29 protein-coding genes and 1 other annotated feature are annotated in these 26,482 nt (G+C 35.9%); of the genes, 17 read left to right on the top strand and 12 right to left on the bottom strand.

Features of this window, described 5'->3' with window-relative positions; translation table 11 throughout:
* The first annotated feature begins 65 nt into the window (after window positions 1-65).
* From JFV29_RS22325 to JFV29_RS22285, 13 genes are all read left to right on the top strand, one after another.
* On the top strand, window positions 66-1,457 hold the full coding sequence (locus JFV29_RS22325) for an MFS transporter (protein WP_201186436.1): 1,392 nt from the start codon (window positions 66-68) through the stop codon (window positions 1,455-1,457).
* Between the two features lie 71 nt (window positions 1,458-1,528).
* On the top strand, window positions 1,529-1,663 hold the full coding sequence (locus tag JFV29_RS31250) for a hypothetical protein (RefSeq protein ID WP_274607075.1): 135 nt from the start codon (window positions 1,529-1,531) through the stop codon (window positions 1,661-1,663).
* A gap of 55 nt (window positions 1,664-1,718) precedes the next feature.
* Window positions 1,719-1,853, top strand: coding sequence for a hypothetical protein (locus JFV29_RS31245; RefSeq protein WP_274607075.1), 135 nt, complete (start codon window positions 1,719-1,721; stop codon window positions 1,851-1,853).
* Between the two features lie 55 nt (window positions 1,854-1,908).
* Window positions 1,909-2,043, top strand: coding sequence for a hypothetical protein (locus JFV29_RS31240; RefSeq protein WP_274607074.1), 135 nt, complete (start codon window positions 1,909-1,911; stop codon window positions 2,041-2,043).
* A gap of 55 nt (window positions 2,044-2,098) precedes the next feature.
* Window positions 2,099-2,233: a hypothetical protein gene (locus JFV29_RS31235; protein WP_274607074.1), complete on the top strand. Its 135-nt coding sequence runs from the start codon at window positions 2,099-2,101 to the stop codon at window positions 2,231-2,233.
* A 95-nt stretch (window positions 2,234-2,328) separates the two neighbouring features.
* On the top strand, window positions 2,329-4,215 hold the full coding sequence (locus JFV29_RS22320) for a B12-binding domain-containing radical SAM protein (RefSeq protein ID WP_201186435.1): 1,887 nt from the start codon (window positions 2,329-2,331) through the stop codon (window positions 4,213-4,215).
* A gap of 25 nt (window positions 4,216-4,240) precedes the next feature.
* Complete coding sequence (locus JFV29_RS22315) at window positions 4,241-5,206, top strand: multinuclear nonheme iron-dependent oxidase (protein WP_201186434.1); 966 nt, start codon at window positions 4,241-4,243, stop codon at window positions 5,204-5,206.
* Window positions 5,191-5,985, top strand: coding sequence for a hypothetical protein (locus JFV29_RS22310; protein WP_201186433.1), 795 nt, complete (start codon window positions 5,191-5,193; stop codon window positions 5,983-5,985). The genes JFV29_RS22315 and JFV29_RS22310 overlap by 16 nt, the downstream gene beginning before the upstream one ends.
* Window positions 5,975-7,213, top strand: coding sequence for a UPF0489 family protein (locus JFV29_RS22305; RefSeq protein WP_201186432.1), 1,239 nt, complete (start codon window positions 5,975-5,977; stop codon window positions 7,211-7,213). The genes JFV29_RS22310 and JFV29_RS22305 overlap by 11 nt, the downstream gene beginning before the upstream one ends.
* Window positions 7,210-8,283 (top strand): TldD/PmbA family protein, encoded by a 1,074-nt coding sequence (locus JFV29_RS22300; RefSeq protein ID WP_201186431.1) that lies wholly within the window; start codon window positions 7,210-7,212, stop codon window positions 8,281-8,283. The genes JFV29_RS22305 and JFV29_RS22300 overlap by 4 nt, the downstream gene beginning before the upstream one ends.
* Before the next feature lie 13 nt (window positions 8,284-8,296).
* On the top strand, window positions 8,297-8,992 hold the full coding sequence (locus tag JFV29_RS22295; RefSeq protein WP_201186429.1) for a cupin-like domain-containing protein: 696 nt from the start codon (window positions 8,297-8,299) through the stop codon (window positions 8,990-8,992).
* 331 nt (window positions 8,993-9,323) lie between these two features.
* Window positions 9,324-9,559 (top strand) — a binding site (T-box leader).
* Between the two features lie 58 nt (window positions 9,560-9,617).
* Window positions 9,618-10,967, top strand: coding sequence for an amino acid permease (locus tag JFV29_RS22290; RefSeq protein WP_053347511.1), 1,350 nt, complete (start codon window positions 9,618-9,620; stop codon window positions 10,965-10,967).
* Between the two features lie 296 nt (window positions 10,968-11,263).
* Entirely contained in the window at window positions 11,264-11,941 is a 678-nt protein-coding gene (locus JFV29_RS22285) for a phosphatase PAP2 family protein (RefSeq protein ID WP_201186427.1), read from the top strand.
* A 177-nt stretch (window positions 11,942-12,118) separates the two neighbouring features.
* On the opposite strand, the gene JFV29_RS22280 is transcribed toward JFV29_RS22285, so the two are convergent.
* The 3 genes from JFV29_RS22280 to JFV29_RS22270 all read right to left on the bottom strand — a co-directional run bounded on the left by JFV29_RS22280 (window position 12,119) and on the right by JFV29_RS22270 (window position 15,446).
* Window positions 12,119-13,507 carry an L-cystine transporter gene (locus JFV29_RS22280; RefSeq protein ID WP_053347509.1) on the bottom strand — a complete coding sequence of 463 codons (1,389 nt, stop codon included), beginning with the start codon at window positions 13,505-13,507 and terminating at the stop codon, window positions 12,119-12,121.
* 236 nt (window positions 13,508-13,743) lie between these two features.
* Window positions 13,744-14,883 carry a DUF4179 domain-containing protein gene (locus tag JFV29_RS22275; protein WP_201186426.1) on the bottom strand — a complete coding sequence of 380 codons (1,140 nt, stop codon included), beginning with the start codon at window positions 14,881-14,883 and terminating at the stop codon, window positions 13,744-13,746.
* Window positions 14,880-15,446: a sigma-70 family RNA polymerase sigma factor gene (locus JFV29_RS22270; RefSeq protein ID WP_201186425.1), complete on the bottom strand. Its 567-nt coding sequence runs from the start codon at window positions 15,444-15,446 to the stop codon at window positions 14,880-14,882. The genes JFV29_RS22275 and JFV29_RS22270 overlap by 4 nt, the downstream gene beginning before the upstream one ends.
* A 204-nt stretch (window positions 15,447-15,650) precedes the next feature.
* Here JFV29_RS22270 and JFV29_RS22265 point away from each other — a divergent pair, with 204 nt between their 5' ends.
* Together JFV29_RS22265 and JFV29_RS22260 are read left to right on the top strand one after the other, a co-directional pair.
* Window positions 15,651-16,157, top strand: a complete 507-nt coding sequence (locus tag JFV29_RS22265) for a GNAT family N-acetyltransferase (protein WP_201186424.1) — start codon at window positions 15,651-15,653, stop codon at window positions 16,155-16,157.
* Window positions 16,158-16,315: 158 nt separating this feature from the next.
* The gene (locus JFV29_RS22260) at window positions 16,316-16,774 is read left to right on the top strand and encodes a VOC family protein (RefSeq protein WP_201186423.1); all 459 of its coding nucleotides are present in this window, start codon (window positions 16,316-16,318) and stop codon (window positions 16,772-16,774) included.
* 79 nt (window positions 16,775-16,853) lie between these two features.
* Here JFV29_RS22260 and JFV29_RS22255 read toward each other — a convergent pair whose 3' ends face one another.
* The 5 genes from JFV29_RS22255 to JFV29_RS22235 form a co-directional block, all read right to left on the bottom strand.
* Window positions 16,854-17,726, bottom strand: coding sequence for a DMT family transporter (locus JFV29_RS22255; protein ID WP_201186422.1), 873 nt, complete (start codon window positions 17,724-17,726; stop codon window positions 16,854-16,856).
* Window positions 17,727-18,107: 381 nt separating this feature from the next.
* Complete coding sequence (locus JFV29_RS22250) at window positions 18,108-18,788, bottom strand: copper homeostasis protein CutC (protein WP_116820908.1); 681 nt, start codon at window positions 18,786-18,788, stop codon at window positions 18,108-18,110.
* 268 nt (window positions 18,789-19,056) lie between these two features.
* Window positions 19,057-19,437 carry a VOC family protein gene (locus JFV29_RS22245; RefSeq protein ID WP_201186421.1) on the bottom strand — a complete coding sequence of 127 codons (381 nt, stop codon included), beginning with the start codon at window positions 19,435-19,437 and terminating at the stop codon, window positions 19,057-19,059.
* Window positions 19,438-19,476: 39 nt separating this feature from the next.
* Complete coding sequence (locus JFV29_RS22240) at window positions 19,477-20,787, bottom strand: MFS transporter (RefSeq protein WP_201186420.1); 1,311 nt, start codon at window positions 20,785-20,787, stop codon at window positions 19,477-19,479.
* 46 nt (window positions 20,788-20,833) lie between these two features.
* Window positions 20,834-21,868 (bottom strand): ROK family transcriptional regulator, encoded by a 1,035-nt coding sequence (locus JFV29_RS22235; RefSeq protein WP_201186419.1) that lies wholly within the window; start codon window positions 21,866-21,868, stop codon window positions 20,834-20,836.
* Window positions 21,869-22,286: 418 nt separating this feature from the next.
* Between JFV29_RS22235 and JFV29_RS22230 the strand changes: the two genes are divergently transcribed.
* The gene (locus JFV29_RS22230; protein WP_242485385.1) at window positions 22,287-22,559 is read left to right on the top strand and encodes a transporter suffix domain-containing protein; all 273 of its coding nucleotides are present in this window, start codon (window positions 22,287-22,289) and stop codon (window positions 22,557-22,559) included.
* A gap of 176 nt (window positions 22,560-22,735) precedes the next feature.
* On the top strand, window positions 22,736-23,359 hold the full coding sequence (locus tag JFV29_RS22225) for an NUDIX hydrolase (RefSeq protein WP_201186417.1): 624 nt from the start codon (window positions 22,736-22,738) through the stop codon (window positions 23,357-23,359).
* Window positions 23,360-23,477: 118 nt separating this feature from the next.
* Here the strand turns inward: JFV29_RS22225 and JFV29_RS22220 are convergent, their stop codons facing one another.
* The 4 genes from JFV29_RS22220 to JFV29_RS22205 all read right to left on the bottom strand — a co-directional run bounded on the left by JFV29_RS22220 (window position 23,478) and on the right by JFV29_RS22205 (window position 26,478).
* Window positions 23,478-24,191: a 2OG-Fe(II) oxygenase gene (locus JFV29_RS22220; protein ID WP_201186415.1), complete on the bottom strand. Its 714-nt coding sequence runs from the start codon at window positions 24,189-24,191 to the stop codon at window positions 23,478-23,480.
* Window positions 24,192-24,719: a methylated-DNA--[protein]-cysteine S-methyltransferase gene (locus JFV29_RS22215; RefSeq protein WP_057219880.1), complete on the bottom strand. Its 528-nt coding sequence runs from the start codon at window positions 24,717-24,719 to the stop codon at window positions 24,192-24,194.
* Window positions 24,706-25,305, bottom strand: coding sequence for a bifunctional transcriptional activator/DNA repair enzyme AdaA (locus tag JFV29_RS22210; RefSeq protein WP_201186413.1), 600 nt, complete (start codon window positions 25,303-25,305; stop codon window positions 24,706-24,708). Before JFV29_RS22210 ends, JFV29_RS22215 begins: the two co-directional genes overlap by 14 nt.
* A 429-nt stretch (window positions 25,306-25,734) precedes the next feature.
* A complete protein-coding gene (locus tag JFV29_RS22205) occupies window positions 25,735-26,478 on the bottom strand; it encodes an SDR family NAD(P)-dependent oxidoreductase (protein WP_053347495.1) in 744 nt (247 codons plus the stop codon).
* Window positions 26,479-26,482: the final 4 nt, after the last annotated feature.

Here is a 26,482-nt window from a genome sequence, read left to right as displayed (position 1 = left end):
ATGTTAAAAAAGGAAGATGCCTAAAGGGGAATTTAAATAAAATAAATAAAAAAAGGATTATATATATGAAAATAAATAAGGATCAATTATTGATTATAACCATTTCTTCATGTGTTATAGCTAGTGTGATGTCTACGTCCATGTTGACGATTGCATTCCCTAATCTTGTAGACTATTTTAATATTTCTTATTCCACGCTTCAAATTAGAAATATTCTATTCTTTTCTTTTTTCGCATTTCTCATTCCGCTTTTTGGTAAAGTGGCGGATGTATTAGGCGCAAGAAAATTGTTGATATTTGGCCTATCGCTATTCATCACATCAACCATTCTTAGTGGGACCACAAATAATTGGAATTTGTTCTTGCTCTACCAGACGCTTCAGGCAATTGCAGATGCAATGGTAGTACCTGCACAGGTATTATTAATCAGGCAAAGTTTTAAGGATAATAAATTAGGGTGGGCTTTTGGATGGTTTTCCGGAGTTTTAGCGACTGCCACACTTATTGGACCAGCTGTTGGTGGTTTGGTAATAAAATATTACTCTTGGCAAATGATATTTGGAGTATTGATTATCATAAGTTGCATATCCTTAATTCTTGTATTAATGGTAACTCCCAAATCAAAAAAAAGAATCACGGCAAACCTTCATTTACCTTTAAAAAACAGTTTGGCTTTACTAGTTATGGTAATCAGTTTTCAATTCATATTCAATGATGATATTAGTGTAGTGGAACGGTCGCTTTCTATTGTTGTTACGATATTGAGTTTAATTTTATTTATATTTTATGAACGGGCAAACCACGGAAATACTTCTTTGCTTCCAAGAAAGGCAATAAAAAACACCATTTTTATCTCTTCAATCATAAGAATATTCGTTCTTTTTCTCATCACAAATGTAATAGTGCTTTACATTCCAAGTTACATGCGGGATGTACACAATATTCAACCAGATATTGTTGGCTATATCATTATGGCAGATTCGATACTGGCGGTTTTGTTATCTGGGTATGCCGGTAAACTTGCAGATTTAAAAGACAATAGAAACCTTTTACTTTTATCTATTTCGATTTCCATAATTGGAATGGTAAACCTTACTTTGACAATGTTTAATGGCAGCTTAATTTTCTTTATATTTGCATTTCTCCTTTTTGGATTGGCCGGTGTCATTTCCATGCCCACACAAAATAAAATTGCTATGTTGTCCGTTCCTGAGGAAGAAACAGGGGTTTATATGGGTTTGTTCCAGATGGTACAGTTTGGAACTGGGGCTTTCGCTGCGGGGGTATTCAACACTTTTCTGGACTATGGTACTGACCAAGGTGAATTTTCCCAAGTTGGTTTTTCATACGTGTTAATCATTTGTATAGGATTATATTTGGTGGCTATAGGAACAGTCGTTTATGATAAAAGGCTTCTAAAGAGCAATATAAAATTGTCTTTGAAAGAAGAAGTATAATTCTCGTTTATCTGAAAGTGAAATATACCAAGAAGAGACAGATTTGAAGTGATTTTAAGGAGGTGAAACATATGACTAAGCAAGTGGAAAAAACACAAGCGGAAAAGCTAGTGGAAAACCTTGAAGTAATCGAAGCTAAAGAGCTAGAAGTAGGGAGTGCATTTCATGCGTTCCGTTTCAGTGCAGTGACGGACGCAGAAAAATAGATTAAAGCCTAGGAGTTACAGGCAATCCATTACAAATGTTAAGGAGGTGAAACATATGACTAAGCAAGTGGAAAAAACACAAGCGGAAAAGCTAGTGGAAAACCTTGAAGTAATCGAAGCTAAAGAGCTAGAAGTAGGGAGTGCATTTCATGCGTTCCGTTTCAGTGCAGTGACGGACGCAGAAAAATAGATTAAAGCCTAGGAGTTACAGGCAATCCATTACAAATGTTAAGGAGGTGAAACATATGACTAAGCAGGTGGAAAAAACACAAGCGGAAAAGCTAGTGGAAAACCTTGAAGTAATTGAAGCTAAAGAGCTAGAAGTAGGGAGTGCATTTCATGCGTTCCGTTTCAGTACAGTGACGGACGCAGAAAAATAGATTAGAGCCTAGGAGTTACAGGCAATCCATTACAAATGTTAAGGAGGTGAAACATATGACTAAGCAAGTGGAAAAAACACAAGCGGAAAAGCTAGTGGAAAACCTTGAAGTAATCGAAGCTAAAGAGCTAGAAGTAGGGAGTGCATTTCATGCGTTCCGTTTCAGTACAGTGACGGACGCAGAAAAATAAGTTAGATCCTAAATCCATAAAGGTGATTCAAAGAGAGTGTTAGCTTTTTAAAAACTAGCACTCTCTTTGGATAAATAAAAGGAGAATTTCTTTAGATGAAAAATTCAGATGCTATGGTAGTTTTTCCTCCTCTAACTGAAGCCAGGCTCTTTCCTTATTTAAGTTTACCTATGATTACTAGTTTTTTGAGAAACAAGGGAATGAGTGTAAGTCAAATTGATTTAAATATTGAATTATGCCATACCCTATTTAGTGAAGATTGTTTAGCTGAATATGTGAGTATCAATGAAAATGGAAGTAAAGACTTAAAATTGATATATAAAGTCGAAATGGCTAAATACTTATTCAAAGAACAAAAGCAACTTTACAATAATGTATTTATTGAGAAAAGATCGTCTGATTCATTGAAGTATGACGTTCGGTTGGTGAGACAAGGCATAGAGCTACTACTAGTAAATTCATTTTTAAAACTTGAGATTACCTCATTGGAAGAAATCCTTGAATCGGTAAGGAATTTTAGTTGGAAAAAAAGTGATATAGCAACAAAGGTTTTATACGAAAATATCAAAGAAAAAATTCTTAACGATAAGCCCAAAATCTTCGCGCTTTCTATCGCTTACTATAGCCAAATATTACCTTCCCTTTTAATATGCAAGTGGATTAGAGAACTTTCCCCTAATACCCACATTATTATGGGTGGGCAACAAATCATGATTCGTCAATCATCTTTCTTTAGCCTAAATGGATTAAATCAATTTGTGGATTCATTAGGAATATCAGCCGGTGAAGAAACATTATTCATGTTAAACAGGTATTTGAAAAACGATTGCCAAATCGGGGAGGTGCCGGATATTGTTTGGCTTAATGAAAAAAATGTTGAAAATGTCCCATCTAAGTCTGCATATAGGATCACCGATGCCTTACCACCTGATTTTTCTGATTTACCGTACAAAAACTATTTAGATGAAGAAGTGCATATGTCTTTGATTACATGTGTGGGGTGTTACTGGGGACGATGTACTTTTTGTTCATATGGTAATAGATCAAGAAAAGAAAAAAGTTATCAGCAGAAAACGGCAAGGCAAGTAGCAAGCGAGTGCGAGGATATCATTAACAATTATGGGGTTAATAGAATTAATTTCATAGATGAGAATACTAATTTGCGGCTTGTCGTCAATGCAGTCAAAATACTTAAATCTAGAGGTTATGAAATTAAATTCAGTACACGAAACCGTCTTGAGAATGTGTTGTTAGACGCTGAATTTTGTTTTGAACTAAGTAATTTAGGTTGTATTTTAATGTCTGTTGGCTATGAAACCAATTCTCAAAGGATTTTAGACTCCTTGGATAAAGGAGTGCATTCTAGTAACTATCAACAGATAATAGATAATTTACATAATGCCAACATTACGCTGCGAATGTCTATCATTGGTGGCTTACCTGGTGAAACCGAGGATGAAATTGAATGTTCTGAGGAATTTTTACTTAAAAATCAAGATAAAATTGGCATCGACGTCATGCAAATGCTTGTTTTAGAACCCGGTACTTATATTTATGAAGATACAAATAATCCTGATATCCATATTCAATCAAGCAAAAATCTAAGAGGGAACAAATTACTCAATTATGGGATGGGTAGAATGGGCGCTACATTTCAATACTCTGACGGAATAACGTTTGAAGAAAAGCTGAATAGATTCTTGCAACTGCATAAAAATGTCAACCCACAAAAGAATGATGAGCTTCCTCCTGATAAATACAAAAAGGAAGGACCGGATATCACTTCAAATACCTTATTGATAAACCCATGGACTAAAATCATTAAGTTAGATAAAACGTATATCATGGATTTTGTATGGCAAAGAATCTTCTTAGTGCCAGAATCCTTAGAAGTATTCGGAAACACACTGATAATGAGCAAAGCAGACGATAAAAAGTACCTAGAGTATTTTGTCGAAAAAGGTGTGATTAGCCTTAAATAAAATAACTTATGGGGAGGAAAGACTAATGAGCACAGTCTATCAGAAAATAAAATTTCCAAATGTAAAGGAAAAGCTTGGACTTGGTTTAGGCATGGATTTACCTTGGGGGGAAGATATAGGTTTTTCCAGCAAAGGGGACCATGACGACATCACGCCTAAGATGAAAGGCTTTTTTCAAAATTATAAAGACGAGTTTAACTATATTTTCTTTGCTTTTCAACCGAAAAATAGAAGTGTGTTAAAAGCCGAGGATTACTTTGATGCCTATGATAGATTATTCGAAGCCAATCCACATCTTAAGGCGAGAGCATTCCATCAAACGATTTTAAATATGGGGGCTACCGAATATTACAAAAAATCTGAAATCATAGAATTTACTAATAAGATTATAGAAAGATATAACATAAGATGGATTGTAGAAGATCTTGGCCTGTGGTCAATAAAAGGGAAAACCGTCCCTTTCCCCTTACCACCATATATGACACCAGCAGGATTGGAAGCTTGTATAAAGAACATCAACGAATACCAATCTGAACTGGCTGTTCCAGTTTCAGTTGAGTTTCCTGGATTCACTGAAGGTACTAACTTCTTTATTGGAGAAATAAATGGCTTTGATTATTTCAGAACATTGGTCGAGGAGACAAACTCCCCTATCACTATAGACATTGGTCATATCCTTAGTTATCAATGGTTGTTAGGGAATACAAATGAAAAGATGTTCAATGGTTTAGAAAAATTGCCTTTTGAAAACTGTTTTGAATTGCATCTTTCAGGTTGTCAAATTATCAAAGGGAAATTCAGAGATCTGCATCATGGAATTTTAATGGATGAACAAATCCAGCTTTTAGATTACTTGCTTCCTTTATGCCCTAATTTAAAAGCCATTACATATGAAGACCCTAAATATACAGATGAAGGAATATTAATTCCGAAGTCACAGAAAAATTATCAAAGGATGAAGGAGGCAGTTGAAAAATGGCAAATGGTTTAAAACCAAAGAATTATTCACTAGACGAGTTACTTTACAATTTATTATATGATTACCAGTATAGAAATAACTTTTTAAATGATGAATTTAATGAATTGAATTTATCAGCTGATAATTTAAATCACATAAAAACAATAGATAAAGAAGAGCTTGTAGCGACGGCTACAACGATTGTAAGAAATTTAATGAGTGGAAATATTGAACATAAAGGTGGTTTAAGAACTTCTTTTCCCGGTGTTTTTCAGGCTTTAGAATTCCGTGAAACCGATATAACGATGCTAATGCATAAGTTCCTGGCGTCCAAACATTTCGAGTGTTACATGGAATTGCCCTATGCAGGGGAAGGGACATGTATCGAGGAAGCGTTTTACAATTATTTGTCTGAAAACGAAGAGTTTATCCTTGCGGCTGATAATAATCATTTACTATTAAAACACGAATTTTTAAATGCCATTTTATCTATACTAACAGTCAATAAACACCCATTTTTTAGAATAGATAGTGACCTTGTTAAAAATAATGGTCATATTTACTATGCGTATCAAACATATTCTAAAGAAATATCCGAGGCACTAAGTGGAAAAAAAGTAGCTAGTGATTCCGAAAAGGTTATATGGCTATATGCAGCGACCGAAAAAAATTTAATTAGGGGCCCCATTCACCCAAGTATATTAGAAATGGTAGAAATAGGAGGTTCAAGGGAAATAAACCGCCAACAAAAGTTCAATCAAGACCAGATAAATTGGATTCTAAACTTAGGATTAATCAAGAATGATGGATAAAATATATGTATATGAGGAACATAGTGAAGTATTTTCATATTGGGTCAATGAAATTCCTAGGAATAGTACCTTGGTTTATTTAGATCAACACTTAGATTTAAAGTTCATAGAAAATTCAAAAATGAACAGAATTAGTCAGTTCATTAAAGAGGGTCTGTGTATTGATGAATTAAAAAAAGATATTCCTTGTCGGGAAGATGGAAGATATTCTTATGGAATTGATGACTTTTTGTACGCCGCAATACAAGAGGGTCTTTTTCGGAAAATTATATGGGTATACCCTCATATGTTAGGAGAAAAAGGATTTAGTGAATTACTTTGGGGGCTTTTATCTCTTGTGCCAAATCATGGGAAAGAATTCATATCAAGCTTTAGAAATGGGAAAAATTCTGCTTCTGTACAATTAAATAATATTGAGTTACATGTCACGACTATTGAATATCTGGGAGAATTCATAATTAATGAACAGGTTATTGTAGATATTGATTTGGATTATTTTTATGATCCCAAGACTAATGATTTATCCAATGATATAGACGAAACCTTAAATGTATTGAACAATCTAGGCCTCATTAATCAAGTGAAAACAATGACCTATTCAATCAAAAGTGGGTTTCTACCTGAAAGTTTCAGGTGGATAGGGGAATATATAGCCGGGCAAATGGGGAGGGAAATTGTATATTCCAAGGAAGATAAGATTTCCCCTAAGGTAACGATGGAGAAAATTTCATCAAATAAAAAGTTGAGTCTAGCAGAAATAGATGATTTAAACTTTGAATTGAAACCATTAGGAGCAATAGGGTGGAAATTGAAATCCATTCTCTATACCCAATCTGGTGAAATTGAGCTTGCTAAGAATTGCTATCAAATAGCGACTAAAACAGGTGATGATTCATATTGGGCTGCCTATGTTTTAGGAATTCACTTTTTCAAGGATAGTAATTATGAAGAGGCTTTAAATTGGTTTAGTAAAACTGGAAATATAGTGGATACCATCGAGGCACATGGCCTAATATTAAGTTTAATTTGTTGCCTTCGTTTGGAGCTGTATCAAAAAGGATATTATTTATCAAAAGAGTGCATCGAATTATTACCCATGAGAATAGAGGGTTATATATTGGGTGAAGTATTCGCATCAAAACTAGGAATGAAATTACTGGATTTTGATGGCAAGATCCATTACGATCCTTCGCAATTAATAATTAGTCGAGCTGATACGAAACCATGAACAATGAATATTTAATATCATATGATTCAACTGTTGAAGGGGTTGTTTCACCAAGGTGCGATAATGAAAAGAATAAGTTTCTTCAAGAAGAATTAAATCATTGTTTAAAATTCATTGAACGTGATAGCTATGATCACTTAAGACATTGGAAGTCTTTTAAACTTCGTATTGGATTGAGCAGTAATGAATTAAAGTATTCCATCCTTATAATGATTTTAATAGAGACTTCAACATCTATTATTCCAGTATTATGGCAAACAAGAACTAATAAGTCACCATGTACTGAATTAATGGATCATTTTGAAGTTATTTTAGCGGAAATAGAAGCTGCTTTATATGGTCAGCAACTTGAACGCAAGATTGAAACACAAATTGTGCTTGAGCCATGGACTGGATCTCATTATGTACACGAATGTTTTGGTCATACTTTAGAAGCAGATAATTACCTAGAGTATTTAAAGCCAAATGGAATAACGATGGGATACAAATGGTCAGAATATAAAATTAACGTATTCGATGATCCGACCATTCCTAGGCAAAATGGTAGTTATTTATTGGATGCGGAACAGAATGAAACATTTAGGACTCACTTAATAAAGGACGGGATAAACGTAGGTTTGCTGCATAATGCAAAAACCTGTAAGCTCCTAGGTTTACAATCTTCCTGTAATGCAAGAAGCGTTGACAAATCTTCAATTGTGATGCCCAGAATGTCAACAACTTATTTGGATTCTGGCAATATGGAAGTACAGGAGATAATTTCAGGAATCGAAAATGGTATTTATTGCAGAGGTGCCTGGGGTGGGGGATCACTTGGTTTGAATTTTGTAATCAGGCCATCATATGGTTTGGTCATTAAAAATGGGAAATTAACCAATAAAATACTTAGAAGATTTGATATTAAAGGAAACAAACTTGATTCAGCTAAAGCTATTAAGTCCCTTAGCAAGGAACTGCTTTTTTTTAATCCGGTTTTCGGTTGTAATAAAAATGGTGAAAATAATCTTAGCGTCACCCAAGGTTCACCTCATATTCATTTTGAAAATCTAACATTGTATCCCATACTCTGAAAGGATGAGCGAATTGATAGAAAAGATACACTATAAAGAATTATCACTAATGAATTTTGAAGAAAATTATGCGGGTAAAAAGCCACTGATAATAACTGGATTAGTAGATTTATGGCCTTCTAGGGATTGGGATACAGACTACCTACAGTCAAATTATGGAGAAAGGGAAATAATCATAAGGAAATCAGGATACGAACAAGAAAAAAAATTTTACAAATCAAAACTTGGTAAATTCATTGGTATATTAAATGATAACCCCGAAAAATTGTATTGTGACTGGCCTTTTTCCATAATGGGCAATGAGGATTTAGAGAGTTATTTTGAAACCCCATCTCTATTCAACCATAATACAATCAAGACAAAAAACAACAAGAAATTAAAATGGATCTTCCTTGGTTCGGTTGGAACAGGAACCCCACTACACCAGGATTTTGAGAAATCACATAATTGGAACGCAGTAGTATTTGGCCAAAAAAAGTGGATTTTCTTCAGTCCTGATGATACTGAGTATGTGAAAGAATTTAAGCATGATTTATTCGATTTGGATTTAAAGGAGGATTCAAATTTCAAATATACCAAGCCCTACATTGTGGAACAGTTTTCAGGAGAATTAATGTACACACCTAAAAATTGGTGGCATGCCGTTCGAAACATCAAAACTTCTTTCTCAGTTAGTGAGAATTTTTGGTATAAAGATGAAAAGGAATAATTCTTCATTCCTTTTTAAGTGTACAGGATGAAAACTCGTATTTACTAAAGACTATAAGCCTTTGATAATACCACAATAAAGAGGTATAGAAGGGGATCCATCGGGCGGTTTTTCCTCTTACCTTCTGAATCCTTGTTGCCACTCGTAAGTTCTCCAGAGGACATACATCATACTTAATTTTAAATAGTATTTTACTGATTTTATATAGCTAGTTCACCACAATTCACTAAGATTTGTTTCTTTTAAAATGTTATTCTAAAAAAATTATTGACAAATTTACATCGAATCCGTATAGTATTGGATATTATTAAAAATATTCAGATATAATTTTCAAAACGCAAAGATCAGGAGTAGTAAAAGCAAATTATTCGGTAAAGAGAGCTGCGGGGTGGTGTAACGCAGTCCAATAATACTTTGAACTTGCCTGGGAGTGGTAAAGCAAAAGAATAGATCAAACCTATTCTCTTTGTTTTAACGATTAACCTTCGTTACAAGGTTTTTAAAGCAGGGTTCAAAAGAACCAATAAGAGTGGTACCGCGGTAAGCATAAGGCATATCGTCTCTTTCTTCATTTGATTATGAAGGAAGAGACGATATGCCTTTTTTGATTTTGGGAGGTAATGATATGGAAACGGACAAACGAAATTTACAGAGGACAATGACTTCACGGCATATTACGATGATGGCATTAGGCGGTGCTATTGGAGCAGGTTTATTCAAAGGAAGCAGTTCAGCCATTGATATGGCAGGCCCATCCGTAATTATTGCGTACTTAATTGGTGGAATCATCTTATTATTCATTATGCAAGGTTTAGCTGAAATGGCGGTCCGCAATAGCGGTGCAAGAACATTCAGGGACTTAGTTCAATCGATCCTAGGAAAGTATCCTGCCTATTTTCTAGATTGGATCTATTGGAAAATGTGGGTATTGAACATAACGGCAGAATCCGTCGTTGCAGCGATTTTCATTCAATATTGGCTGCCTGGATATCCAATTTGGATACTGGCATTAGCTGTTTCTGTGTTAGTTACAGCGATTAACTTGCTGTCGGTAAAGGTTTTTGCTGAAACGGAGTACTGGCTTGCGTTAATTAAAATTACCGTCATTATTGTGTTCATCATGGCTGGATTATTGTTACTGCTCGTAACTTTTGGTGATCATACAGCCGTTGGTTTCTCTAACTTGACTGACCATGGTGGTTTCTTTCCGAATGGATCAACAGGTTTAATCACTGCGATGCTTGTTGTGATCTATTCATATGGTGGTACTGAAATTATTGGGGTCACGTTAGCTGAAACGAAAAATCCCGAAAAAGTGGTTCCAAAAGCCGTTCGCAGTACATTGGTCAGGATCATTTCTTTCTATATCATTCCATTTTTCATCATCGTTAGTTTAATTCCTTGGAACGAAGTAAACGGGGTGCCTGAAAGTCCGTTTGTGATGGTCTTTCAAATGATAGGGATTCCAGGTGCCGACCATATTATGAACGCAGTTGTTCTACTAGCAATCATTTCATCGATGAACTCTGGATTGTATGGTTCATCTCGCGTTTTGTATACACAAGCCGTGGACGGTCGCATTCCGAAAATCTTTTCACGTTTATCCAAGAAGAAAGTTCCTGTTTACGCAATATTAATGTGTACTTCAGCTTTATATGGCGGTGTACTGATTTCCTTATTTGCTGGGAGCAAGACCTTCGATTTCCTAATGGGATCGCTGGGATATACCGTATTATTTATCTGGTTAATCATAGCTATAGCTCATCTGAAATCACGTAAAAAACATCCTGAAAAAACAAGTGCCTATTCGGTTAAATGGTTCCCTTATACAACTTGGGCTGCGATCATCGCTTTAATAACGATCCTGATTGGAATCATTTTCACGACATCCATCATCGTAACGATTATTACACTTAGCATCTACTTCTTTATTACCTTAACTTATGTATGGAAAAGACGCTTTAATAAAATCTAGAAGGAAGAGGGGCTACCCTTTTTCTCTTATAGTGTAGTTCCAGTTTCATATGGTCAAGAAAAGTATTATCGAACGAATGAGAGAGTTGGATAAAGCAACTTATTTAAGCCATGGTATATATTAACATACCATGGCTTTTTTTATCATGAGAAGGTCTATTATTAGAAAGAGTCAAAGATATCATTTAATAGTTCCTGGGAATCATTAAATCTAGCATGTTATGAGTCCAATTGAGTGCTAAATGTTGTATAATAATCTTTGGAAAATAACCATTATATTGAAAGCCGGAGCGAACTATGAAAAACAATACTCTTTTCTCTTTTCACCCAGTATGTTATTTATTACTTTTGGTACTTACTAGTTCTATTTACTCGATCATCAATCAATCAACAGGTCATGCTGTCGATGTTACGACTCTAATAGATGGGGAGATTCCCTTCATTAAAGAATTTGTCGTTCCTTATTTACTTTGGTATCCGTATATATATGGATTGATGATTTATTACTGTTTTGTTGACCGCAAGCATTATTTTGTTGCATTAGGTAGTTTGGTTAGCGGAAAACTTCTCTGTTTTATTGTATATTGTTTTTGGCAAACGACCGTACCACGTCCAGAAGTGGTGGGGAACGATATCTTTGCCAATTTAGTTCGACTTGTTTATAGTCATGATCAACCTGTTAACTGTTTACCTAGTATTCATGTACTGACAACATTTATTATGATGATCGTTGTGTATAAACGGAAAGACCAGCATAAATGGGAGTTTGCTAGTGTCACTGCATTTGGAACACTGATTATTTTATCCACGCTATTTACGAAACAGCATGCTGTTTTAGATGTACTAGCAGGAATACTCCTTGCATGTGGGGTGTATGTTTCGATACAGTATATGTTCCAAGCACTATCAGCCTATCGGACCAATCATTATGCAGGGAGACAAATAAAAAAAGAAATAAAAAATACGGATCTATAGGTATTTTGAGAAAATGCCTTGATCCGTTTACAAGAAAAATGCCACTGTAAGATACCAGCTCTTAGGAGCGTATATCTTACAGTGGCATTTTATATAGGCTTCTTAAGTAAAATGCATTATACAGCCAATGAAAAAAGCACCAATCTTCAAGAAATAAGAAGATTGGTGCTTTTGCTTTTACATTTCAGCTTCTATTTTCAATGATGATTCTTCGCTGAATTTTTCCTTATCCAGGTCACCCGTTATTTTACTTGTTAGAATACCTGAAGTCATGCTTCCGCTGACATTCACAGCCGTTCTTCCCATATCGATCAATGGCTCAACGGAAATCAAAAGTCCCGCCAAGGCAATCGGCAAGTTCATTGCTGACAATACTAGAATAGCAGCAAAAGTTGCTCCTCCACCTACGCCAGCAACCCCGAAAGAGCTAATGGCTACAATGGCAATTAACATGGCAATAAAGGATGGTGTTAGAGGGTCAATACCCACTGTTGGAGCGATCATGACGGCTAACATGGCCGGATAGATGCCGGCACAGCCGTTTTGACCAATCGACAAACCGAAGGATCCAGCAAAGTTGGCAATTCCTTCAGACACTCCTAATTGTTTCTGTGTTTGGATGTTCAATGGCAGAGCACCCGCACTTGTTCTTGAAGTGAAGGCAAACGATAATACTGGGAAAGCTTTTCTCAAATATACCACTGGATTCAATCCGGCAAGCGTCAACAATAACAAATGAATCAAGAACATGACAATTAGGGCGACATAAGAGGCTCCCACGAATTTTCCTAATTTCAGGATAGCGTCCAGATCACTTGTCGCTACCGTTTTAGTCATGATCGCCAAGATTCCATAAGGCGTTAAACGTAGAATTAACGTGACCACGCGCATGATGATGCTGTGCAATGTATCTACTATTTTAGCAAAAAACTCAGCATGTTCAGGCTGCTTCCTTTTGACCCCTAAATAGGCAATCCCAAGAAATGCAGCAAAAATCACAACAGAAATAGTTGAAGTCGGACGGGCTCCCGTTAAATCCTGAAACGGATTTGACGGAATCAATTCAAGGATTTGTTGCGGCATCGTTTTATCTTGAATGGTACCGTATGTTTCCGTTATTTGATCCCCACGGCTTAACTCTGCATCTCCTTGCTCAATTTGAACGGCTTCTAAATTGAACACAGTTGCGGATGTAATCCCCACGGCTGCTGCAATCGCAGTCGTTCCAAGCAAGATCCCGATAATCAGGACACTGATCTTTCCGATATTGCTAGTTAGTTTCAACCTTGTAAAGGCGGACAAGATAGAGATGAAGACAAGCGGCATAACAATCATTTGCAGAAACTTAACATAGCCTGAACCTACAATGTTAAACCAATCGACTGATTTAACAATCGCTTCTGACTGAGGTTCATAGAAATACTGCAAAAGAAGACCGAATACAATCCCTAATCCAAGTCCAGTAAAGACCCTTTTTGTAAAAGAAACATGTTTCTTATTCATATAAAATAAAACGCCTAAAAGTACGAGCATAATAGCAAGATTTAAAAATACATAACCAATCATATATTTCCCTCCTCAATTCCGATTAACCAAATAAGATTAATTAATATCTGAAATTATAATACATCATTTTTTATTTATTTACCAGAAGAAAATTATTTATTTTTGACTTGGAGAGGAATTCATGTATTTATCCATATTCAAGAACTGAATAAGAAGGAACAATAAAAGAGAGGTATACATGAACCTTTCTCCACTCACGGATCAGGGTTTCAGTATACCTCTCATAGATACAATTATTACTTCTTCAAATCAATCACGATATCATCCAATACCAACTCTTTGGGAGCACTACTCGGTTTTGTTGGGAAGGATGACACCTTTTCTTTACCATCTTCCGTTATGGTTACTTCCCCATGGTTCTCTAAAGTGAAATTACGTAAGGACAAATGAGGAGTTGCAATCAGTTTCGTAGCGTTCTGATCAATTTTTTGGAAGGTTTTACTCCAGCTCATATTATAAGAACCGAAACCTTTTCCTCCGTTGCCTTGTCCAGCGTACACATTTCCTAAGTCATCTTTAATAGTCAATTCAACATAGACCTCATCCCACTTGTTTTTAACTAAGTCGGAAACTTCTTGATTGTAATGAACGACAAAGGACATCGGTGATATCGCGATTTTTTCAACGGACACCTTTACTCCATATTGATCTACACTTTTATTAATAACCTTTTCGTTGCTTTCCGTTGCTTTTAGAGAGAAGGCAAAGTTCCAATTTCCTTTTATCTCTTTATTCGTGTCGGTAATACTAATGCTGTTTATATCCCAGTCTATATTTACCGTATCTTCTTTAAGCTCATCTAAGTTACTAGCCGTTAGTAAGCCTACATATTTTTTATCAGCTACTTTTGTAATTCCATCTGATCCTGCTTGGGCTTTCATTTCTTTTATTTGTGGGCCGGGAATATAGAATGATCCGTCACCCAAATCTTCTTCACTTTCAATGGTATAAGTGATGGTTACTGTTTTTCCATCATAAATGGCGTCATTTATCGTGAAAGTAAGGCCATTGCTTTCTTCGGTAAGACCAATTTCGTTGGAGTAGTTCTTATAATCACTATAAAGACCCTTTCCATCATTCTTGATATCATCATAGAGACCAGTATTTCCATTACCAAAAAAGCTAAAAATATCTCCAATCGAAGGAATGCTTTTAGCAGAAGCTGTGAATGATAATCCAATGGTTGCGGTGGATAATCCGAATATAATGGAAGCAGCCAGAACTTTCTTTTGCCAACCCTTCATTTTTTTCTTCTTGCTTATTGATTTTTTAAGAGTTCTTTTGACTTTAGCTTTTTCTAGTTCAGTAACTTCCATTACCTCAAATTCAGTTTCGTCTATGTCTATATCATTTAATAATTCATAAATATCCTTCATACTACGCTGCCTCCTAACTTAAGATTCGTAGCTTTTTGATTTAGTTTCTTCTTTCCTCTATAAATTCGATTGTCAATCGAAGCTTTGGTTAACCCGAGTTTTATCGAAATATCCTCATTCTTAAAACCTAGAAAGAACTTCAAGATAAAAATATCTCGATCAATAGGCTCTAAAAGCTCGATTAACTGAAGTAGTTCCGTTCTATCTTCCATCATAATCAGTTCGTCTTCTGCTGATTTTTCTAGATTCACATCGGTATAACTTGAAGTAAATTCCACTTTCTTAGTAGCTTTTCTGTAGGAATCAATCGATTTAAACTTAGCGATCGCACAAATCCATTTTCTGAAATCTGTTGAATCGCCATGGAACTTTTTCGAATTGTTCCAGATGGAGAGAAAAATATCATTGATACATTCTTCAATAATTCCTTCGTTCTTAAGGGGGGAAAGAATTTTAAATGTGATCCCCTTAATCAATGGCAAGTAATTATCAACTATAAATTCTAATGCGTCTTCTTCTTGTCGCTGCAGCCGTTGTATAAAATTTTCATCAGTAGACTTCATGTAATGATTCCCCTTATTTTTTTGTAAAAGCTTTTACACCTTATACAACGTATGGAAAAATATTTATTCTCAAAAAGATTTGGGAACTTGATATGGCAGGTATTATCAGGAAGGATATGTAAATAGGTTTCTTGAATTATAGGGTATTGAAGTTATCAAACTTTGTAAAGATGAGCCAAGTGTTTTGGAAAGGGATGAGTAGTGATGGAAATATTTATTGATAGGCTAAATGAACGAGATGCGGAAGAGTTATTTACATTTGAATGCAATAATAGAAGGTTTTTTGAACAAACGGTCCCAAGTCGTGGAGATGATTATTATACCTTCGAAACGTTTAAAAATAGACATAGGGAATTATTAAAAGAACAAGAAGAAAATATCTCATATTTTTATCTCATTAAGAATGACTCAGGCTCTATTGTCGGAAGAATTAACTTGGTGGATATTGATAATACCAATGGCTCGGCACATGTGGGTTATAGAATTGGAGAGAAGTATACGCAAAGGGGAATAGCCAATAAAGCATTAAAGCTATTAGTAAACACAGCGGCAGAATTAAGTGTAAACCAGATACATGCGAAAACAACAAGTAACAATATTGCCTCTCAAAAAGTTTTAGAAAGAAACGGATTTATACGGATTTCTATTAATGAGGAAAAAAATGAACACGGTCAAAAGGAAACGTTTATCTATTATTGTAGGACAATATAAAAATTCGGACTGAAAAATAGGCGATTGAGATATTTAGGAGATGAACCAATGAAAAAAATGATAGAACATACAACATTCCCAAAATATTTTACAGGCATGAATGTTTCGCAAGAATAGTAAAAGCTTTCATTACTTTGAACGAGAACGGAGAATCTACTATGATAGAAGGTTTATATGAAGCCCATTTACCTGTTAAAGACTTAGCCATTTCAATGGAATTTTATAAGAAAATAGGCTTGAAAATGGCATGGAAGGATGAAGATACTGCCTTCTTTTGGATCGAGGAAAACAAAAGTTGGGTAGGTCTGTGGGAAGGGGAAGAATATCAAACTCCATATCACCCTTCACTACGGCATATCGCTTTTCGAGTATCTTATGAAAATATGAAAAATGCTTTGACTTGGCTTCAATCCCTGCAAATTCAAGTTGTCCCTTTTGGAAAAAGAACGTCCATTGAACCTTTTGTTCGTCCCCATCAAGGGAACGCTTCCGTTTATTTTAATGATCCAGATGGTAATAGTTTGGAGCTTATGTGTTCAATAGAAGTACCTGATGCATATAAGCATATGACCAATAAACTTTCACTTGAAGAATGGGAAGAATTACTTACTAAGTGACTAATTAACTATTAATAAAAATGCCAAAGTTATATAAAAAGCTGATCGGCAGTAACACCAATCAGCTTTTTCCTGATGCTTATTCTTCTCGAATAACAAATATAACACCAATAAAGATTAATATAGTACCTATCCAAAAAGGCAGGCCAATTTGCTCACCTAGCAATAACCACCCTAAAAAGGTACCGACTATAGGCTGGAAAAAGAAAAATAATCCGCCACTTGAAGCATTAAGCATTTGCAATCCGCGATTCCATAGTAAAAAGGCACATGCTGTCGAAATGACTCCCAAGTATAAAAGGCCGCCCCAAATAGTTGGATGCATCATGGCTTGGAAGTCGAGTTTATCTAATCTATTAATTGTAAAAGGCGTAAGTAAGATAATTGAAACAAGAATAGCATAGGTTGTTACCACAATTTGTGAATATTGCCCGGGGACACGCTTAATAAGAACAGACATAAGCGACCATGTTAGTGCTGCAATAAGTAACGATACCGCACCAAGTTGATTAGATGAATTGATATGCGCATTTCCGACTATAATACAGACACCAATTGTAGCTAGAATAATTGAAAGTGCTTTTTTAAACGTAATTTTTTCTTTTAAAATAATTCGCGCAAATAGCACCATGAATGCAGGTGTGGTTGAAGTAATGATAGCACCCATTTGTGCGGTAGAAAGCATCGTACCAATTTCTTGGGTTACAATGGAAATTGTATTTCCAGTAAGCCCAATCATGAAAATTAGCAGCCAGTCTCGTTTTTCAATACGCCATGATTGTTTTGTTACAACGCCAATAATTAGCAATGCAACAATAGCAATTACATAGCGGAACCATACTAATTCAAGTGGTGGAACAGAGTCTACCACAACCTTTACCACAACATACATCCCGCCCCAAATACTAGCAGCGAGTGATAAATATAAAGAACCTAATAAGGTGTTTTTCATTTTGTGCCCTCCGTTTTCTCTAGACAAATAATACTGTCCTTAACGGAGTTGTAGTTTTCTACCGTTAAGGGAGAATAACTACAGGTACATCATTTTCAAATAGTGGTGAATACATCATCATATTTCAGCTCACTTTCATAATGTTTTCCTAATCATACAATAATTTGGTTGAATGGAGTATATAACTGTTCAACGTTTTGGCTTTTCATACGAATCAATATAGAGGAGAATGAAGAAAAATAAATATGAGTAATGAACCAAGATGAGCTGTTACGATCAGCCCTTTTTTATGCAACAAACGTGTAATTTACTTCAATAAGGGACAGAAAAGGGACCAAAGAAATGGTCCCTTTCCTATTGTTTTTTAACAGAATCTTTTCATTAAATCTTTAGCATGTTTACAATTTCTTTCGCTTTATCTAATTGAACTCCTTCAATTAAGCTGCTATTTTTTCTAACAGCTGTACCAAAATGATAGTAACCGGTATTTAGTTCGGAATGGATAGAAAGGATATTATCTTTATTTAAGCCGCTGCCGACTAAAATCGAGATGTCGCCGCAGGCTTTTTTCATTTGGTGAATGGTTTGCATGCGGGTTGAGAAATCACCATGTCCACCGGAGGTCAATATCGTTGTAATTTCCGGATACTGTGCTAGCATTTCAGCAGCTCGTACTGGGTCAGGAGTATCATCGATGGCTCGGTGGAATGTAATCTCCAAACCTTCACATGCTGTTAATAGTTCTTCCAGGTATATTTGATTGATTTCATTTTTTTCATTTAATACACCCAATACGACGCCGTTTGCCCCCAATGAGGAAATAATCTTTATATCATTCTTCATAATACTCAGATCATCAGGAGAATACTGAAATGATTGGCTATGAGGCCTTACCATCACGTTGACTGGAATGCTTACCGAACTGACGACAGCTTCTATCAGGGCGTAACTGGGAGTTAAACCGCCCTCAGTTAAAGCACAAACGAGCTCGATACGGTCTGCACCCGATTTTTCAATTAAAAGGGCATCTTCTATGGTTGTGGCAATAAATTCAATGTACATTAGATTTTCCTTTCTTGACAAGTTCTTTGGTATCCTTCATAGGAATCACAATAATAAAAGTATATCATTTTGTTGCTGTTGATTAATTTTTTGGATAAAACAATTTAAGTGTCAGAAGAACAGTGACAATAAACTGGTTTATAAAAGAAAGTTTCATTACAAAAGAACAAGCATTTCATTTTCAAAAAAAGGGGAGGTTTTTTAGAAACGAAATCAGCTTTCTATGTAACTACAGTCACAATCAATTTTATCATGGTCTGATTTTCTGTTAGATTGTTATCTCTACCTGATTTCCTTCAGGGTCACTTACTACGCTTTCATAATAACCATCCCCAGTGATACGTGGGCCGTTCAACACAGGGTATCCTGCTGCTTTTAACGTCTCTGTTAATTGATCGACATTCTCTTTGCTTCCCACAGAAAAAGCGATATGAGCATATCCTGTTATTGGGGTAGTCATTTTATCTTGTATTCCTTTCTGTCGCATAACTTCTAGACGTGCTCCAGTTTCAAAAGTTATAAAATAGGATTCAAATTGCTTTTCCGTATTACGGTATAAACGATTGGCTGTGCCCTTGAAGTACTGCGCGTAGAAGGCACACATTGATTCCAGATCATTCACCCAAATAGCTACATGTTCAATTTTCATCATCTTCACCTTATTCGTTTATTTTCTCTTTATCAGCTTTCATACTAAACAACTACTAATCTTTATTCTCATTAATATAAAAATAAGCAACGTAGTTATCAATGCAAACTCTATATCACTAAAGTACTTTAGAATTCGTATTTTTCCCCTTTGAAAAATCCTTTTTTTCAATAAGAAATTTAATTTTTCTGAACCAAATATCATTGCTACAACAAAAACAACAATAAAAAACGGGAAGATTCCTATTGTTGATTGAGATGCAATGAAACCAAGAAGAGGAGGCATGAACGTACTACCTGTATAGGCAACAGCCATTTGATAGCCCATAATTGTCTGAGAATGCTCCTTTCCAAAGCGTGCTGGTGTTTCATGTAACATGCACGGAAATATCGGTGCTAATCCTAATCCAATCATGATAAAGCCTACAAGTGAGAAACTAGACGGCAATGGTAAGAATAGAAGTACCGCACCAGCTAATGCTGTTATTTGGCCTACCCGAATGAGAGTACGGTTACTGACCTTTAAAGTAATAAAGCCTGTAATAAATCTGCCAATTGTTATTCCTGCGTAATATAGGGAAACCCATTGTGCAGCTACCGCTACGGGTAACTCCTTAACATTTACCAGAAAGCTACTTCCCCATAGGCCCATTGTTGCTTCAACACCACAATAAAACAAGAAAGATATCAGAGCTAGCTTAACTCCCCTAATCTTCAAAGGTTTTATATCTTTAGCATCTTCATCATTAAATACACTTTTTGAATCTTCCGGCTCTTCACTTAAAGTAACATTGCTGTTTCTTGCGACCATATTCCATAAAGGCAGAGTGAAGAATAGGATTACAACTAATGCGAACTGAATTCCAGCAATAGTAAGATATCCTTGTCTCCAAGAATTTTGCTCTGAAATAAACTGAGACATAATGATGGGACCAAGTGTAGCCCCAACTCCCCAGAAACAATGTAGCCAACTCATGTGGTGTGCTTTGTAATGTGTAGCAACATAATTGTTTAATCCTGCATCAACAGAACCTGCACCTAATCCAAGTGGTATGGCACAAATAATTAACCAAACAAGCGATGGAGCAAAAGTGAAACCTAGCAAAGCCCCAGCAGTCATTAAGCAACTGACAAATGTAACATTCCCAGTTCCGAACCGTTTAAGTACAGTTCCGCTTGCTAAACTTGAAATAATTGTACCACCTGCTATCGTCATAAAAAGCAAGCCAGCAGTCTCAAGCCGTGCTCCATATTCCAATTGCATCACAGGCCATGCAACCCCCAACAATGAATCAGGTAAACCTAAGCTGATGAAAGCCAAATAGATGATTACTAAAAAGAATGTAGCCATATATATAACCCGCCTTTAATTTTTTTGCGGTGCTCCATTGTACGTTTTACCTGCTTGTTCCAGTGATCATGAGATCAAGTCCAAGATTTTGTAATCCATATAGATAGTCTTGTTTCCAATCACTCATTGTTATCTCTGGAAGATGTTCTACTGGGATATATTTTGAGCTCCTTATTACAATTTGGTCTATTATTAATTTGTTCACTTCATCATTGCAAAAAATGATCGTATGAGGGTTAATGATTGCTACAAACGTAGCTACTAAACGGCTAATTGCATCAATCTCATATTCCTCACAGATAGTTGCTTTCTTAGGTCCACTTCCATTTTCTAAAGCTTGCAGAAAATTTCGGTCATCATACTGCGGGACGAATGAAACCTCACCCGAGAAAAAAGTACTTCCTCGCACCACGTCTCCATTTATCATAATTCCTGCACCTGGACCATTTTGACCGGAATACAAATATATAAGAGATTGATTGTCATTATTCCCCTTATTATTGTGATATCCAAGAACTGCAGCATTCATATCGTTCTCTACTACCACAGGGATAGAAAAACGATCCTCATAGTATCCTTTTAAATCAAAATTTTGAAAATGCTCGTAGCCTGGTATATAAAAAATCCGACCATTATCAACCGAACCAGGGACACCAATTGCCATAGAACTAATCTTTGAGTATTTAGCTATAATGTCTTCAATATACTTGGTTAATAATTTTAGATTATCATCTATTAATACACTTGACGTTTTTCCCTGTTCCTTCACTTCACCCAAACAATTAAAAATTGTATAATTTGTCTCTGTTCTCTCTAAAAATAGTGCTAAACCTAACATATGTTCAGGATTGTATGCATATCGTTTTGCTCTTCTTCCACCACTAGAATCATCGAGGCCGACTAAAATAAGTTCCCCATCCTTCTCCATCTGCGCTAGGAATTTACTTATTGTCGGGAAACTAATTCCTAATTTATCGCTGAGTTCAACTTTTGTTGCACTTCCAAGTTCTAAAAGAGTTGTACGAATACCATTAAGGATAACCTTCTTCATAGATTTTGGAGTAACGAATAACTCATTCATAATATTCACCACCTAATATAAAAAACTTATTAAAGATCTTTAATAAGTTACGATGATACTATATCACATACAAGTTTGGGAAACAATGGAAATCAAAATCGGATATTTATTATTTATACAACTTACAAATACTAGCATTGCTCTTTCTAAGTCTGGCCCAAAGACCAATTGTGGAAGAGGATTGCACATTTGTTACCTATAAATCATCCTGTTTGGCTACTCTATTTTTCATCCCAGGTAACCTCAGTGGCTTATTGATTATGCTTTCACTATCAACTATTTTTTTATTTTCATTTATAATGAAACGAAATGTCCATTCAAACGTATAAAAAAAGAATATATTTAGAGAATGGTATATTGAAAGTAAAATGGTTGCCGGAAAAATTAAATGAGTATAATCATAACGGAGGTTATTTAATTGGATAAAGAAGGTAAGGAAGTAACGAAATCGAAGTTTTACAAAATAGGAATGGGTTTTCTAATAGTGTCTCTTCTCACTTGGATTATTCCTGTAATAGCTCCTTTTACGCCATTTCCAACTGCGGTAAAAGCGGGGGTCATAACAGGTGCAATAGTCTTTGCAGAAGTAATGTTCTGGGTAGGTGCACTTTTAGTCGGAAAAGAAGTAGCTGCTAAATTTAAAAGTTACTTAAACCCGAAAAATTGGAAAAAAGAAAAAGCAGGAAAATGAAAAATAAAAGTTTAGAAGGTAGTGTAAAAAAGAGTGAGGGTATGGAACCACATTAAATCTTGGCTCTTTTTCACCACCTATATCTAACCTGCATCCCATATTGTCCTCTATGTCGCAGTTTCTTTTTAATGTTTGGAGACGAAAAGTAAAAAATAAAACGTAGGGAGAAGCGAAATATGGAAAATGAGATGTTGAAAGTATTTAATGCTGATCGTAAACAAATCGGCGTGGCTACTCGTGAAGAAGTACATAGAATAGGATATTGGCATGAGGTATTCCATTGTTGGTTCGTTAGTAGAGAAGCGGGGGTAGATTATATTTATCTCCAACATCGTTGTGCGATGAAAAAAGATTATCCGAACCTATTGGACATTACGGCTGCCGGACATTTGCTGGCTCATGAAACCATGTACGACGGTGTAAGGGAGATTAATGAAGAAATAGGCATCGAGGTTTCTTTTGATAAGTTGGTCTCATTAGGTGTTATCGAATATCATGTAACAAAAGAAAATTTCATCGACAAAGAATTAGCTAACGTATTTCTATATGAAAGTACTCAGTGTTTCGATGACTTCACCTTACAAAAAGAAGAAGTTTCAGGGATGGTAAAAGTTGAATTGGATGATTTTGAAGATCTGTGGGACGGAACAAAAGAAGAAGTGAATATCCAAGGCTTTGAAATCAATCAAGATGACCATAGAATGATGATAGATCAATATGTTGGCAGAGATAAATTTGTGCCGCATGAAGTTTCCTATTATAAAAGCATTATTAGGTTGATCAGAGAAAACTTATCATAGCATTCAGGTTCTGACCAAAGCTAACTAAAACTTAAGCCCCAACAAAACAATTCGAGTTTTGTTGGGGCTTAAGTTGTGTTCAAAAAGCTGAAAATCTCATTGTCATCGTGTTGTACCGTTACTTTGCATCATGAAAAATGATTCCCATCCCGTAGCGTATTCCAGATTGAAGAGTGCTTACGCCATGACGCATCGTATTCTTGTAATATCCTTTTTTACCTTCTACTGGCCGGTGGTTCGTAGGGAAGAGGAGAGCTTCTCCTTGTTCTAGCGTGATGACATGCCCTCGGCTTTGGGCTCGGGGACGCTGTTCCACAAGAATGGATTCGCCTCCGGTATAATCAACCCCCCGCTGATTTAGTGTAAATACAACTTGGAATGGGAAATAAACATCTCCATATAGATCCTGATGCATACAATTATAGCCGCCTGCTTCATATTTAAGAATAAGAGGGGTTGAACGGGTTTGTTCTTTTTCATGGCACTCTTCTAAAAAAACATCTAACGAATCAGGATAAATGGCTTCTTTCCCTAACTGGTGCAACCATCGATTAGCAGCTATTGCGAGCTCAGGGTAAAATGCCGTACGTAGCTCCTGCAGTATAGCTGGCAATGGATAATCGAAATATTTATACTCGCCTTCACCGAAGCGATAACGTCCCATGTTGATTGTGTTTCGATATAGTTCTTCTTGGTCATACAAATTGATAAAGTTTTGACATTGTTCAGGAGTAAGCAGGACAGGCAATTTTGCAAAGCCTTGGTCGTCCAATGTTTGATGAATTTGGCCCCAGTCAAGTGTGTAGATTGGTGAATTCAACTCCCTATTCATTTATCTCCCTCCATTTTGTGCTTCTAATTGAAGCAGATATTGTTTCATCTCCGTTCCTCCGCGGTACCCAGTTATGGCTCCATTTTTTCCAATTACCCGATGACAGGGCACTGTAATCAGAACTGGATTGGCACCGATAGCCGTTCCGACCGCGCGAACAGCTTTAGGTCTTTGAATGTGCTCGGCAATATCGGAATAGGAATAGGTTTTTCCATAGGGTATTTGATTCAATGCTGCCCAAATTTCTTGTTGAAATGGCGTTCCTTTAACATCTACGGGTAATGAGAAAGTTTGCCGATTTCCCTCGAAATATTCATACAGTTCTTTTAGATAGGGCTTTAAGGCTTCTTCATTTTCAACAAGGTTCGCCAAGGGGAAGCGTTTTTGTATCCAAGTTTTCAGCTCATCATACGATTGACCAGGTGAACCTACATAACAAAGTCCCTTTTCAGACTTGGCTACATATAATTGCCACTTATCGTATTTTAAAATGGCCCAATCTATTGTTTGTTCTTTAACATTCATCATGTTGTTCACGCTCCTTTTTCAAGTTTTGATGGTAAGCTTTTCGATATCCTGATGGTGTATATCCCGTTTTCTTTTTGAATAACGTTATAAAATAGGGGGTGCTTGAAAATCCTACAGCCAATCCTATTTCGGTTACCGGCTGTTCGGAGCTTTCAAGCATTCTAATTGCTTTTTCAAGGCGGAGTTGTTGAATATATTCAGTAGGCGATAGACCTTTCACACGCTTAAACAATCTTTGTAAGTGGTAGGGACTGCCATGAGAAATATCCGCCAATGTGTTCAATGTGAGGGGCTCGCTGTAATGTTGATCAATCCATTCAGTTATTTGCTCAATCCACTCATCTGTTGGCAGATTCAAGCCTTCGGGTTTACAGCGTTTACAAGGCCTGAAATTTTCTTCTAAAGCCATATTGGCATTTTTGAAAATCTGCACGTTTTCTTTGTTGGGCACCCTGGATTTACAGGAGGGCCGACAAAAGATGCCTGTTGTTTTTACGCCATATAAAAAATGATCATCATACGCTGCATCACACTCTACAATAGCTTTCCAGTAATCGTTAGGAATGTCTGTTTTTTTCAAATTCATCACATTCACCTCTCCATTTAGTATACAAGAAAGTATTGATATACAAACATTTCGATAATATAAAAGCAAGATAACGTAATTTCTTTCAAATAGGAATAGGAAAAGACAGCCGAAGATGGCTGCCCGGACAAATAAGAAAAAAAGCCTTTCACTATATTAGTGATCGGCTTTTTTCTTGTGTGACTATAAATAGTTTGAATCTGTTAAGGAAGGTAGATAAAGCTCCAGGAGTATTTGCGACAAATAGAATTAATTTATGGCAGAGTGAGAACTTGGCTGTTTCGCAAACATAGTTTGGTTGTGAATCACAAAAGGGTCTATTTGTTGATGAAAGAGTTAGTTCACTTTTTTAAAATGAAATAACAAAGCAGTTCTAAATGATCTACGATTTAGACTGCTTTGTTATTAAAAGATATCCCTTAATTTAAATTAATGTGCGGTATAGCCCCCATCAACGAGAAGGGTTGTACCATTAACAAAACTAGCATCATCACTTGCTAAAAATAAGACAGCCTTTGCTATTTCTTCTGGTTTTCCAAGCCTGCCTTGTGGATGAAGAGAAACTAAATATTCTTTCGTTTGAGGATCAACACTTGCAAGTAAAGGAGTGTCAATATAACCAGGGCAGACCGCATTAATACGAATACCATCTTTTGCATAAGCAGTACATAAGTTTTGAGTTAGTAGCTTCACGCCACCTTTTGCAGAGGAATAGGCTGTTGGATTTGGTAATGAAACAAAACTATGAATAGAACCAGCGTTAACAATGACACCGCCTGTACCTTGTTTAAGAAACTGTTCAATCGAATATTTATCAGAAAGGAATACTCCTGACAAATTAATATCGATGGTTCGTTTCCATTTTTCATAGGACAATTCATGTGCTGGTGCATCATCAGCAACTCCAGCATTTGCATACATAATATCTAGCTTGCCGTATTTATTCACGGTTTCATTGATCATCTGTTTAATATCTTCTTCATTTGTTACATCTGTTTTAACAAATAATGTATTATATCCATTCGTATTCAATTCTACTGATATGTCTTTACCACGTTCTGAAAAGTCAGCAATGACCACTTTTGCTCCTTCTTCAGCAAAAAGGCGAACAGTCGCTTCACCAATTCCACTTGCGCCACCTGTTACGATTGCTACTTTGTCTTTTAATTTCATATTA

The sequence above is a fragment of the Peribacillus sp. TH16 genome (assembly GCF_016651095.1).
GTDB lineage: Bacteria > Bacillota > Bacilli > Bacillales > DSM-1321 > Peribacillus > Peribacillus butanolivorans.
This window is presented reverse-complemented; position numbering and strand designations above follow the sequence as displayed.